Origin of the sequence: Flagellimonas cixiensis (assembly GCF_042134615.1) — a bacterium.
GTDB lineage: Bacteria > Bacteroidota > Bacteroidia > Flavobacteriales > Flavobacteriaceae > Flagellimonas > Flagellimonas cixiensis.
Window position 1 is genome coordinate 1902244 of sequence record NZ_CP169639.1, and the last position, 12490, is coordinate 1914733.

A 12490-nucleotide genomic window follows, 5' to 3' on the forward strand; every position below is an offset into this window, starting at 1 on the left:
GGAGAAATAGGAAGAATGGACAAATATTCGTTTTTAAATGCTGCGCACACATCGTTTTTTGCGGAGCAGTACGATAAATACTTAACAAACCCTGATAGCATCGAGCCCAGTTGGAGGGCTTTTTTTCAGGGGTTTGATTTCGGATTGGAAGGATCCCTGGAAGATCTTGGGATTGAATCAGAGAAAACAGGAATGGTGGTGCTTTCCAATGGAAGGCAAGTGGAGATGCCAGAAACACTTCAAAAAGAGTTTCAGGTAATTCGACTGATTGATGGGTACCGCACCCGAGGGCACCTCTTTACCAAGACCAACCCAGTTCGGGACCGTAGACAATACGTGCCTACCTTGGAGTTGGCCAATTTTGGACTGACGGATGCAGACTTGGATACTGTTTTTGATGCAGGGAAGATTTTGGGCATTGGTCCAGCTACCCTTAAAGAAATCGTAAGGCATTTGGAGAGCATCTATTGTGATTCCATTGGGGTGGAGTACATGTACATCCGTACCCCAGAGCGTATTCAATGGATTCAAGATTGGTTGAATGTAAACGACAACCATCCGAACTTCTCAGCCGAAGAAAAGAAGAACATCTTAAGGAAATTGAACGAAGCCGTTTCCTTCGAAAGCTTTTTGCATACCAAGTATGTGGGGCAAAAACGTTTTTCATTGGAAGGTGGCGAATCTTTGATCCCTGCTTTGGATGTGATCATAGAAAAAGCCGCAGACCAAGGCGTAAAACAATTTGTGATGGGAATGGCCCACAGGGGCCGTTTGAATGTTTTAACCAATATTTTTGGTAAATCGCCCAAAGACATTTTTAGTGAGTTCGATGGCAAAGATTACGAGGAAACCATTTTTGATGGGGACGTAAAATACCACTTGGGCTGGACTTCGATGAGGGAAACCGATTCTGGGAAAATGGTGAACATGAACATTGCTCCCAATCCTTCCCACTTGGAAACTGTAAACTCTATTGTTGAAGGGATTTCAAGAGCCAAGCAAGATCACAATCACAGCGATAACGTATCCGAAGTATTGCCAATTTTGGTGCACGGTGATGCCGCATTTGCAGGTCAAGGTGTAGTGTATGAAATCATACAAATGGCTCGTTTGGACGGCTATCATACAGGAGGAACCATTCATATTGTGGTAAACAACCAGATTGGATTTACCACCAACTATTTGGATGCCCGTTCATCTACCTATTGTACCGATGTGGGCAAGGTGACCTTGTCTCCGGTACTTCACGTAAATGCCGATGATGCTGAAGCTGTGGTGCATGCCGCAATCTTCGCCTTGGAATATAGAATGCGTTACAAACGTGATATTTTCTTAGATTTATTGGGCTACCGTAAATACGGACACAACGAAGGGGATGAACCCAAGTTCACCCAACCGTTGTTGTACAAATCCATTTCCAAGCACAAAAACCCGAGAGATATTTACGCTGAGAAATTAATTGCCGAGGGAGTGATTGATGAGAACTACGTAAAAGAACTCGAAGAAAAATATAAGAACGATTTGGAGGAAAATCTTTTGGATTCCCGAAAGATTGAGAAAACCCGAATCACCCCGTTCATGCAAGACGAGTGGGAAGGCTTTGGCCAAGTTGCCGAAGATGTGATGTTGAAGCCGATGGATACTTCCTACGACCTTAAAAAGTTGGATGAAGTAGCCAAAAGCATTACTGAACTTCCTAGTGATAAAAAATTCTTGAGAAAATTGGTGCGTTTGGTCGAGGGCCGTCAAAAAATGTACTTCGAGGATAACAAGCTAGACTGGGCCATGGGGGAGCTTTTGGCTTATGGATCATTGATAGAGGAAGGATATGATGTTAGAATGACCGGTCAGGATGTGGAAAGGGGAACTTTCTCACACCGACATGCGGTCATCAAAACCGAAATGCATGAAGAAGAAGTAGTGTTGTTGAACGAAATGGGCGAAAACCAAAATGGTAAGTTCCATATCTACAACTCCCTACTCTCAGAATATGCCGTAATGGGATTTGATTATGGCTATGCCATGGCAAGTCCAAAAACATTGACCATTTGGGAAGCACAATTTGGTGATTTCAGTAATGGAGCCCAGATTGTTATCGACCAATACTTATCCTCCGCGGAGGATAAGTGGAAATTGCAAAATGGATTGGTGCTCTTGCTGCCCCATGGTTACGAAGGTCAAGGAGCGGAACACTCTTCTGCCCGTATGGAAAGATACCTGCAACTTTGCGCCAAGGACAATATGTATGTGGCCGATGTAACAACTCCAGCAAACCTTTTCCATTTATTGCGGAGACAAATGAAGGCGAGCTATAGAAAACCATTGGTGGTATTTACACCAAAAAGCTTGTTGCGACATCCAAAAGTGGTGAGTACCAAAGAAGAGATGGCCAACGGCGGTTTCCAAATGGTGATAGATGATGCTGAGGCCAAAGCGGCCAATGTAAAAACCTTGGTGTTCTGTACCGGTAAATTCTACTATGATCTTTTAGATAAAAGAGAGGAATTGCAGCGAGATGATGTAGCTTTGGTAAGAGTGGAGCAATTGTTCCCATTGCCTGCCGAGGAAATGAGAAATTTAATGGCGAAATACAAGAATGCGGATGACATTGTTTGGGCTCAAGAAGAACCAAGAAATATGGGAGCTTGGAGTCATATGTTGATGCATTTGGATGAAGCCAAGCAATTTAGGGTGGCATCCCGTAGGTTTTATGGCGCCCCAGCAGCTGGTAGTGCAGTGCGCTCCCGAAGAAGACATTCCCAAGTTTTGGACTATGTTTTCGACAAGACTAAGGATAATATGTTAATTAGATAATACAAGTATAAACTATAATAGGAATGGTTTTAGAAATGAAAGTTCCCTCACCTGGGGAATCCATTACAGAGGTAGAAATCGCCGAGTGGTTGGTCGAGGATGGAGACTATGTGGAGAAGGACCAAGCCATTGCCGAGGTGGACTCGGACAAGGCAACATTGGAGCTTCCTGCAGAGGAGAGCGGAGTTATAACCCTAAAAGCTGAAGTGGGAGATGCTGTTGCCGTTGGAGAGGTGGTTTGCCTAATCGACACCAGTGCCGAAAAACCTGAGGGTAGTGCACCAAAAGCTGAAAAAGCAGAAACACCTAAAGAGGAACCAAAAGAAGAACCAAAGAAAGCAGAGCCTAAAAAAGAGACCTACGCTTCTGGTACCCCTTCGCCTGCCGCCAAGAAAATTTTGGATGAAAAAGGGATTGAGCCATCCTCTGTTTCTGGATCGGGAAAAGATGGTCGCATCACCAAAGATGATGCAGTAAAAGCTGTTCCATCTATGGGGACCCCAACTGGGGGGAACCGTGGCGAATCCCGTTCCAAACTTTCTATGTTGCGTAGAAAAGTGGCCGAGCGTTTGGTAGCTGCCAAGAACGAAACTGCGATGTTGACCACGTTCAACGAAGTGGATATGTCAGCAATCTTTGCGTTGCGTTCTGAATACAAAGAAGAATTCAAAAATAAACACGGAGTTAGCCTTGGGTTTATGTCTTTCTTCACCAAAGCGGTAATTCGTGCGTTGGAAATGTATCCAGCAGTGAATTCCATGATTGATGGTAAAGAAATGATCACCTATGAATTCTGCGATATCAGTATTGCTGTTTCTGGACCTAAAGGTTTGATGGTTCCTGTAATCCGAAATGCAGAAAACCTAACTTTTAGAGGAATCGAATCCGAAGTAAAACGTTTGGCTATCCGTGCAAGGGAAGGTGAAATCACTGTAGATGAAATGACAGGAGGTACGTTTACCATCACCAATGGTGGGGTATTCGGTTCCATGTTGTCCACACCAATCATCAACCCTCCACAAAGTGGAATCTTGGGAATGCACAACATTGTGGAGCGTCCTATTGTTAGGGATGGGGCCATTGCTATTGCCCCAGTAATGTATGTTGCACTTTCATACGACCACAGAATTATCGACGGTAAGGAATCTGTTGGTTTCTTGGTTGCCGTGAAAGAAGCATTGGAAAGTCCGGAAGAATTATTGATGGACGGAAACGTGAAAAAAGCGTTAGAACTATAATATAAAGAGTGGTAAGTACCCTGAGCGTAGTCGAAGGGTTAGTCAATACTCGAACTAACAGATGCCTTTACTTTTTTAAGTAGAGGCATTTTTTATTGTAGTCGATTACGGCCTTGCCCTTGTTTAAAATATCCGCACCTATAATCCCATCAACTGCTAGTGCTTTGTGTGCGACCAAAGCTTGGTTCACATGTGTCAAATCGAAAAGCACGATTTTTTGTTTTTTCTTGGTCCAATGGCCGATCTGGATTTTGTTTTTAGTCGAGATCAAAGTGTCCATTTCGGTGGCACCAGCGCCAGCCGCTTTGATGTCGGTGGATTCGGAAGCCATGTTGAAAAACTCAATTTTATCCATGCCAACACAGGTGTTGGAAGCACCCGTGTCCAAAATAAATTTCCCGTCCACCCCATTGATTTTGGCATCCATTTCAAAATGGTTGGTCTTGGTAAATACCAAAGGTATTTTAATGTAGTTTTTGGATTTTAGGAATTTTTTAAGTGATGCCATATGTTTTATTTGGGCTATGTCATCCTGAGCGCAGTCGAAGGATAAATCGGTTTAATCCAAAACAAAGTTTTGGGTCGTCTAAGATAAATCTATTTTTGTGTTATGATCGGTTTCAACTTTAAGAAGATTATAGTTCCATTATTGTTAATGGTCATCTTGGTTTCCTGCGGAGGCGCTTCAAAGAAAATGGACAAAAGAGCAATTGCGGAAAATTATGTCGGAGCATTAAATGCTTCAGATTTTGAACAATTGGTTGGACTTTTTCAGGATAGTATTCGATTTAACGAAATGGAATACATACAAACATTTGATAAAGAAGGTTACCACACATTGTTTCAATGGGATTCTGTTTTTAGTCCAAAATATGAAATTTTGGATATAAGGGAGGAGGATGATAATCTTCAATTGACCATTTCTAAACAATGTGATCGAATCCGATTTTTGCATGAGGCTCCTTTTATTTCCAAAGAAATCATGACTATAAAGGAGGGTAAAATACATAGTGTTGCTATTGTGGAGTACGTTGATTTCAATGATACTTTGTGGGCTGATAAAAGAGAAAAATTGGTAAAATGGGTTGAGGAGCATCATCCAGAACTTGATGGTTTTTTATATGACCAAACAAAGAAAGGTGCTGTCAAGTACCAAAAGGCGATACAATTATTTAAGAATAGAAAAGATTCATTGAATCAAGATATAAAAGTCAAAAAATAAGTATTCCTTTTTTGAAGGAATGCGATTAATTACCATATGATAATAACAGATACCCATACCCATTTATATAGTGAAGCCTTTAACGAGGATAGAAATGAGATGATGCAACGAGCTATCGAAGCTGGCGTTGAGCGCTTTTTTATTCCTGCCATTGATTCAACCTATACCCAATCCATGTTGGATTTGGAAGCGGATTATCCGGACCATGTTTTTTTAATGACGGGATTACATCCCACTCATGTGAAAGAAAATTTTAAGGAAGAGTTGGCTCATGTCGAGGAGATGTTGGCTCAGCGTAAATTTTACGCCGTGGGCGAAATAGGAGTGGACCTCTATTGGGACAAAACCTTTTTAAAAGAACAGCAAGAAGCTTTTGCTCATCAAATTCGGTTGGCCAAAAAACACCAATTGCCGATAGTGATTCATTGTCGTGATGCTTTTGATGAAGTGTTCGAAGTATTGGAGCAAGAAAAAGGAGAGGGGCTTTTTGGGATTTTTCACTGCTTCACTGGAACATTGGCACAGGCTCATAAGGCTTTATCCTATAATATGAAGTTGGGCATTGGGGGCGTGGCCACTTTTAAAAATGGTAAAATAGATCAGTTTTTAAATCAAATAGATCTTAAACACATTGTTTTGGAAACAGACGCTCCTTATTTGGCCCCGACACCGTATCGAGGAAAACGTAATGAAAGTTCCTATATAATTAAGGTAGTGGAAAAACTTTCTTCCATATATAATAAGTCGGAAGAAGAAATAGCCAAAATCACCACAGAAAATTCAAAAGACATATTCGGTATTTGATCATGAAAAATATATCCAACATACTATTAATATATACCGGGGGAACCATAGGTATGGTAAAGGATTATAAAACAGGAGCCTTAAAAGCTTTTAATTTTGATGAGCTGGTCAAGAATATTCCGGAACTAAAACAATTGGATTGTAATCTTCGGGGGGTCTCATTTGAAAAGCCTATTGACTCTTCCAATATGAACCCTTCTTATTGGGCCTTGATCGCTTCCATTATTGAAGAACACTATGAGGATAATGATGGTTTTGTGGTATTGCACGGAAGTGACACTATGAGCTATTCTGCATCTGCTTTAAGTTTTATGTTGGAGAATTTGGGAAAACCTGTCATTTTCACGGGTTCTCAATTGCCTATTGGAGACTTGCGTACCGATGCCAAAGAAAATTTGATTACCTCCATCGAAATTGCAGCACTTCAAAAAAAGGGAAAACCGGTAGTGCAGGAAGTTGGACTGTATTTTGAATATAAACTGTACCGAGGTAACCGGACCACAAAAATAAATGCAGAGCATTTTGAAGCTTTTGCTTCTTTGAACCATCCCCCGTTAGTGGAATCGGGGGTGCATTTAAAGGTGCACGACAATTATTTATTGAAAAAACCGGCCAAACAGAAAAAAATGATGGTCCATAAAAAAATGGACAATCGGGTGGCCATATTAAAATTGTTCCCCGGACTCAATCAAAATGTCCTTCACGGCATATTAAATATTCCAGATTTACGGGTGTTGATTTTGGAAACTTATGGTGCGGGCAATGCGCCAATGGACGATTGGTTTTTAAATGGATTAAAATCTGCAAAAAAAAATGGATTGCACATTGTAAACGTTACCCAATGTTCGGGAGGCAGTGTTTTTATGGGGCATTACGAAACCAGTGAAAAGCTCATGGAGATGCAACTGGTTAATGGAAAGGATATTACGACCGAGGCAGCTTTGGCCAAGGCGATGTACCTTTTGGGGACAGGGGTTTCCGATAAACTGTTCAAGACAATTTTTGAGACACCATTACGTGGTGAAATGGTGTAAAATTAACGCTTGATATTTCTATAACTGATTATTTTTTTGTTTATTGGTCGCCCTAATTGAAACTATAGAGAGGTGGCCGAGTGGTCGAAGGCGCACGCCTGGAAAGTGTGTATACACCAAAAGTGTATCGAGGGTTCGAATCCCTTCCTCTCTGCTAGGTATTTTAGTTTTTCAATTGTAAAATTTTTATATCTTTAACATTATTAACTAACTAAATTTAAGTTTAAGTAAAATGAAGAAAATATCCTTTACTCTGGCTGCTGCCGGAATGTTTGTGATGGGAACTACGAATGCATCTGCAGCAATGTTGCAAGAAGCTGAAGCCAGCAAAGGTTTCACCCAAGTATTGAAAGAACAATTTATCCAAGGGGGTCCTGCTTTCATGGGTATTGTATTGCTTTGTTTGATTTTGGGATTGGCTGTGGCCATCGAAAGAATTATTTATTTGAATTTGGCGACTACCAATACTGCTAAATTGAAGCAACAAGTAGAAGATGCTTTGGCTTCAGGAGGTGTTGAAGCAGCTAAAGAAGTATGTAGAAATACAAAAGGACCTGTAGCGTCTATTTTCTACCAAGGTTTGGATAGAGCAGGCGAAGGTTTGGAATCTGCTGAAAAAGCTGTAGTGGCTTACGGTGGTGTACAAATGGGTCAATTGGAGAAGAATGTTTCTTGGTTGTCTTTGTTTATCGCTATTGCTCCAATGCTTGGGTTCATGGGTACGGTAATCGGTATGATTGCGGCCTTCCAGAAAATTGCTGCAGTAGGTAACTTGAGTGCCTCTTTGATTGCAGGTGATATTCAGGTAGCGTTATTGACAACTGTATTCGGTTTGATTACAGCGATTATCCTTCAGATTTTCTACAACTACATCATTGCTAAAATCGATAGTATCGTAAACGACATGGAAGACAGCTCAATCTCTTTGATTGATATGTTGGCCGCTCACAAAAAATAATTACGAATTAAAAACTATCGAGAATCATGAATAAGATTGTAAAAATATTACTTATCGTCATCGGATTGGTTGCAGCCGTTCTTTGGTTCTCCCTTCCGTCTGCCGATGATCCAGGAGCCATCAATAGTGGTGCTATGAACTTCATGTTCATCATTATGTACATTTTGTTGGCCATTGCAGTAGTATCTACTGTGTTCTTTGGATTTACAAAATTGCTTTCCACAAAGGGAAGTTTGAAAAAAGCCCTTTTCGCCATTGGTGGATTGGCTATCGTAGTAGCCGTTTCTTACGGATTGTCTTCTGGTAACGCACCAGTTGTTGAAGCCATGGCTTCCCGTGGAATCGAAACTACCGAGAGTACTGTGAAAAACATTGGAATGGGATTGAACGTGTTCTTTATCCTAACCGTATTAGCGGTTCTTCTAATGGTTGTTCCAGGTTTGAAGAAAATGTTTGTTAAGTAAAAAGTCGAATTATGCCTAGAAGAAAAGGAGCGCCGGAAGTAAATGCCGGTTCGATGGCTGACATCGCTTTCCTTCTGCTTATCTTTTTCTTGGTGACCACCACCATTGAAACAGATGCAGGATTGGATCGTATGTTGCCACCTATTGAGCCGCCAGAAACTGATGTTATAATTAGACAGAAGAACATTTTTACGGTTAATATCAATAAAAATGGTCAACTTTTGGTTGAGGACGGATTAATGGAACTTAAAGATCTTAGAGCTGCTGCAACAGCATTTCTAGAGAACAATGCCGACGGATCTTGCTCTTTCTGTAAAGGAAAGAAAGACCCAGCCTCATCTGATAACCCTACCAAAGCGATTATTTCGTTGAAAAATGATAGGGAGACCAAATACAGCACCTACATTACCGTTCAAAACGAATTGGTAGGAGCGTATAACGATTTGCGTAACCGAGAGGCCCAACGTTTATACGGACAGGATTTTACAACCATGGAAGCAGATTATCTGGATCCAGAGACACCATCCTCCGTAAGAGACGAACTGAAAGACAAAGTGAAGCGTATCCAAGATATGTTCCCACAAAAGCTTTCAGAAGCAGAAACATCAACCAATTAAACTATAATTTAGTATGGCTAAGTTTACAAAAAAGAAGGATGGAGATTTGCCAGCGGTATCTACGGCATCGTTGCCCGATATTGTTTTCATGCTACTGTTCTTCTTTATGACAGTGACCACGATGAAAGATAGTTCGTTAATGGTTGAAAACACACTTCCCAATGCATCAGAAGTGAAAAAGTTGGAGAAGAAAGACCGTGTAATCTACATTTATGTAGGTACACCAACGCAAGAATATCAAAAGGTTTTTGGTACAGAACCAAAAATCCAATTAAATGATAAGTTTGCCAATGTGGACGAAGTAGGTTCCTTCATCTTGGCTGAGCGTGCAAAAAAACCGCAAGAACTTCAAAACGTATTGACTACTGCTTTGAAAGTTGATAAGAATGCCAATATGGGTCTTATCACTGACATTAAACAGGAATTGAGAAAAGTAAATGCCCTTAAGGTGAATTATACCACCTATGAAGGTGACGCTTTTAACAATCTACAGTAGGCAATAGCTTAGATTTAGTGGGAAACGCTCCAAATAATATTTGGAGCGTTTTTTGTTTAAAAAGTATACAATGCAGCACTCATTTTCAAGGTATTGGTTTGTTATATGTTGTTTTAGCATGGTTTTTTCAGTAAAAGCCCAGCTTGAACAAGATTCAATTGTCTTAGATAATAAATATTTAGAAGACCAATTCTACTTCGGAATTGGATATAATATATTGGCCAATCGTCCAGATGATGTGGTGCAACGAAATCTCTCCTATAATCTACAAGCTGGTTTTATCAAGGACATCCCATTTAACAAGCGAAGGAATTTTGGAATAGGTCTGGGGTTTGGTTATGCCGTTAATTCCTATTACTCCAATGTGGTGGCCACCGAGGACAACAATGAGGTTATTTACCAAATTATGGATCAGTCCATGTATAATCGCAGCAAGTTTGAGTTGCATAGCTTAGAAGTGCCATTTGAGCTCCGGTGGCGCACTTCTACAGCCGAAGACTATAAGTTCTGGCGAATTTATGCAGGAGTTAAGTTCGGATATGTTTTTTCAGGTACATCCAAGGTAGTGACAGACGAGGGAACCTATAAATTTTCCAATGGTGATATCGAGGACTTACAATATGGCCTCACGTTTAATTTTGGATACAACACTTGGAACGTTCATACCTATTATGGGTTAAATCCATTGCTTAAAGAGGGCACGTTATTGGATTCGGGTTCAGCATTTGATTTTCACGTACTTCGGGTTGGACTCATTTTTTATATCCTATAGCCAATATTTTAGGATGATCAATTGCGAACAGCAACCCAAAATGAAACCAATCAACAATTCATTTCTAGAGTGTGCTTTTAGGTAAAGGCGCGAAGTGGCCACCAATCCAGTGAACAACACAAACAAACTTATGGCCAAGGTAATGTTGACCTCAAAATGAATGCTGAGCGCCACCATAAAGGTTAAAATACTTCCCATGCCCAATAAATGCATGCTTGTTTTGAATTTAAAGAACAATAGAATGAGAGTTGCACAAGTAGCGGTCAAAAGCCCCGTAAAATAGAAAAAGAGCTCGTTAACGTAGTTGTTGGGGATTACCTTATATAATATCATCAAAAAGATAATACAGCTAATATAAAGCGGGTATTTGCGCTCTTGTAACTTCGGTAAAAAGATGGAACTGATCAAGCCAAGATTCTTCAGAATCAAAAAGAAGATAATGGGGATGATCACCGTTAAGATAAAAATGGGCAATATGTTTCCGCTTTCCGTTTGCAAAGTGCTATAAGGCGCCACCAAAAAGTACATCACCGTTCCTCCAAAAGGGATAAACAATGGGTGGAACACATAGGAGATAATGTTGTAGATGTGATGCATCAGATTTGCTTTCTTAACCTCGCCACAGGAATTCCTAATTGTTCCCTATACTTGGCAACGGTTCTACGTGCAATCGGGTATCCCCTTTCTTTAAGAATTGAGGCCAATTTTGCGTCTGTCAATGGCTTTTTCTTTTCCTCATCACCAATTACGGTTTCCAAAATCTTTTTGATTTCTTTGGTGGAAACATCCTCGCCCTGCTCATTTTTCATGGCTTCCGAAAAGAAATCCTTGATCAATTTGGTGCCATAGGGTGTATCTACATATTTGCTGTTGGCAACCCTCGAAACCGTGGAAACATCCATGTCAATTTTGTCTGCAATATCCTTTAGGATCATAGGGCGCAATTTGCGCTCATCCCCGGTCATAAAATATTCCTCCTGGTAATCCATGATGGTCTTCATGGTAATATAGAGGGTCTGTTGACGCTGCTTAATGGCATCGATAAACCATTTGGCCGCATCCAATTTTTGTTTGATGAAGATGACCGTATCCTTTTGGGATTTAGATTTTTCCTTGGAATCTTTATAGCCCTGAAGCATATTGTTGTACTCTTTGGACACATGCAGTTCCGGAGCATTTCTTCCATTCAAGGTAAGCTCCAATTCTCCATCCAAAATTTTGATGGAAAAATCTGGAACAATATGTTCAATCATTCGAGTGCCCCCAGAATAAGAGCCACCCGGTTTTGGGTTCAATTTTTCAATTTCGGAAATGGCATCCTTTAGTTCATCTTCGGTAATATGATGTTTTTGAATCAGCTTATCGTAATGCTTTTTGGTAAACTGCTCAAACGACTTTTCCAAAATATTGATGGCAAGTTCTACCGATGGTTTTTTCTCCTTGCGCTTTAATTGAATGATCAAGCATTCATCCAAAGAACGGGCGGCAACCCCGGGAGGGTCCAAAGATTGCACCACCTTGAGCACTTCTTTGATCTTGTTTTCCTCCGCATAAATGTTTTGCGTGAAGGCAAGGTCGTCCATAATATCGGTCAATGGTCTTCGGATGTATCCACTTTCATCCACACTGCCCACCAAGAACTCGGCGATTGCCCATTCCTCATCATCCAAATACACTGTATTTAATTGATTGAGCAGGTATTGGTTGAAGGAAATACCAGCAGCATAAGGCACATTTTTGTCCTCATCGTCCGCACTATAGTTGTTCGCTTGGGTGCGGTAATCGGGAATTTCATCATCACTCAGATAATCATCAATGTTGATTTCATCCGTGTCGATGCTTTCATTATCCGCCGAATCATCGTAATTGTCCTCATACAGGTCATCTACCGAATCAACTTCCTCTTTACCGCTCTCCAATGCAGGATTCTCTTCCAGCTCCTGTTTTAAGCGTTGTTCAAATGCCTGCGTGGGCAATTGAATCAACTTCATGAGCTGAATCTGCTGTGGAGACAGTTTTTGGGAAAGCTTAAACTGTAAATGTTGTTTCAGCATGTTACTTTAATTGCAAT

At 40.7% G+C, this 12490-nt stretch carries 13 protein-coding genes and 1 tRNA gene; 11 read left to right on the top strand and 3 right to left on the bottom strand.

Features of this window, described 5'->3' with window-relative positions; all coding sequences use genetic code 11:
• Positions 1-15: 15 nt before the first annotated feature.
• Positions 16-2814 (top strand): 2-oxoglutarate dehydrogenase E1 component, encoded by a 2799-nt coding sequence (locus tag ABT310_RS08470; protein WP_375323471.1) that lies wholly within the window; start codon positions 16-18, stop codon positions 2812-2814.
• Between the two features lie 23 nt (positions 2815-2837).
• Positions 2838-4052 carry a 2-oxoglutarate dehydrogenase complex dihydrolipoyllysine-residue succinyltransferase gene (gene odhB, locus ABT310_RS08475; RefSeq protein WP_375323472.1) on the top strand — a complete coding sequence of 405 codons (1215 nt, stop codon included), beginning with the start codon at positions 2838-2840 and terminating at the stop codon, positions 4050-4052.
• 67 nt (positions 4053-4119) lie between these two features.
• Here the strand turns inward: odhB and ABT310_RS08480 are convergent, their stop codons facing one another.
• The gene (locus ABT310_RS08480) at positions 4120-4560 is read right to left on the bottom strand and encodes a TIGR02281 family clan AA aspartic protease (RefSeq protein ID WP_375323473.1); all 441 of its coding nucleotides are present in this window, start codon (positions 4558-4560) and stop codon (positions 4120-4122) included.
• A gap of 102 nt (positions 4561-4662) precedes the next feature.
• Here ABT310_RS08480 and ABT310_RS08485 point away from each other — a divergent pair, with 102 nt between their 5' ends.
• The 9 genes from ABT310_RS08485 to ABT310_RS08525 all read left to right on the top strand — a co-directional run bounded on the left by ABT310_RS08485 (position 4663) and on the right by ABT310_RS08525 (position 10419).
• Positions 4663-5274, top strand: coding sequence for a hypothetical protein (locus tag ABT310_RS08485; protein WP_375323474.1), 612 nt, complete (start codon positions 4663-4665; stop codon positions 5272-5274).
• Positions 5275-5310: 36 nt separating this feature from the next.
• On the top strand, positions 5311-6078 hold the full coding sequence (locus ABT310_RS08490; protein ID WP_375323475.1) for a TatD family hydrolase: 768 nt from the start codon (positions 5311-5313) through the stop codon (positions 6076-6078).
• Between the two features lie 2 nt (positions 6079-6080).
• Entirely contained in the window at positions 6081-7112 is a 1032-nt protein-coding gene (locus tag ABT310_RS08495) for an asparaginase (RefSeq protein WP_375323476.1), read from the top strand.
• A gap of 66 nt (positions 7113-7178) precedes the next feature.
• Positions 7179-7266, top strand: a tRNA-Ser gene (locus tag ABT310_RS08500).
• Between the two features lie 78 nt (positions 7267-7344).
• Complete coding sequence (locus tag ABT310_RS08505; protein ID WP_375323477.1) at positions 7345-8070, top strand: MotA/TolQ/ExbB proton channel family protein; 726 nt, start codon at positions 7345-7347, stop codon at positions 8068-8070.
• Between the two features lie 26 nt (positions 8071-8096).
• Complete coding sequence (locus tag ABT310_RS08510; RefSeq protein WP_375323478.1) at positions 8097-8534, top strand: hypothetical protein; 438 nt, start codon at positions 8097-8099, stop codon at positions 8532-8534.
• A gap of 11 nt (positions 8535-8545) precedes the next feature.
• Positions 8546-9151, top strand: coding sequence for an ExbD/TolR family protein (locus ABT310_RS08515; RefSeq protein WP_375323479.1), 606 nt, complete (start codon positions 8546-8548; stop codon positions 9149-9151).
• A gap of 13 nt (positions 9152-9164) precedes the next feature.
• Positions 9165-9647, top strand: coding sequence for an ExbD/TolR family protein (locus ABT310_RS08520; protein WP_375323480.1), 483 nt, complete (start codon positions 9165-9167; stop codon positions 9645-9647).
• A 118-nt stretch (positions 9648-9765) separates the two neighbouring features.
• Positions 9766-10419, top strand: a complete 654-nt coding sequence (locus ABT310_RS08525; protein ID WP_375323481.1) for a porin family protein — start codon at positions 9766-9768, stop codon at positions 10417-10419.
• Here the strand turns inward: ABT310_RS08525 and ABT310_RS08530 are convergent.
• Both ABT310_RS08530 and rpoN read right to left on the bottom strand, forming a co-directional pair.
• Positions 10414-11016, bottom strand: a complete 603-nt coding sequence (locus tag ABT310_RS08530; RefSeq protein ID WP_375323482.1) for a hypothetical protein — start codon at positions 11014-11016, stop codon at positions 10414-10416. The genes ABT310_RS08525 and ABT310_RS08530 overlap by 6 nt on opposite strands.
• The gene (rpoN, locus tag ABT310_RS08535) at positions 11016-12473 is read right to left on the bottom strand and encodes an RNA polymerase factor sigma-54 (protein WP_375323483.1); all 1458 of its coding nucleotides are present in this window, start codon (positions 12471-12473) and stop codon (positions 11016-11018) included. The genes ABT310_RS08530 and rpoN overlap by 1 nt, the downstream gene beginning before the upstream one ends.
• Between the last annotated feature and the right edge of the window lie 17 nt (positions 12474-12490).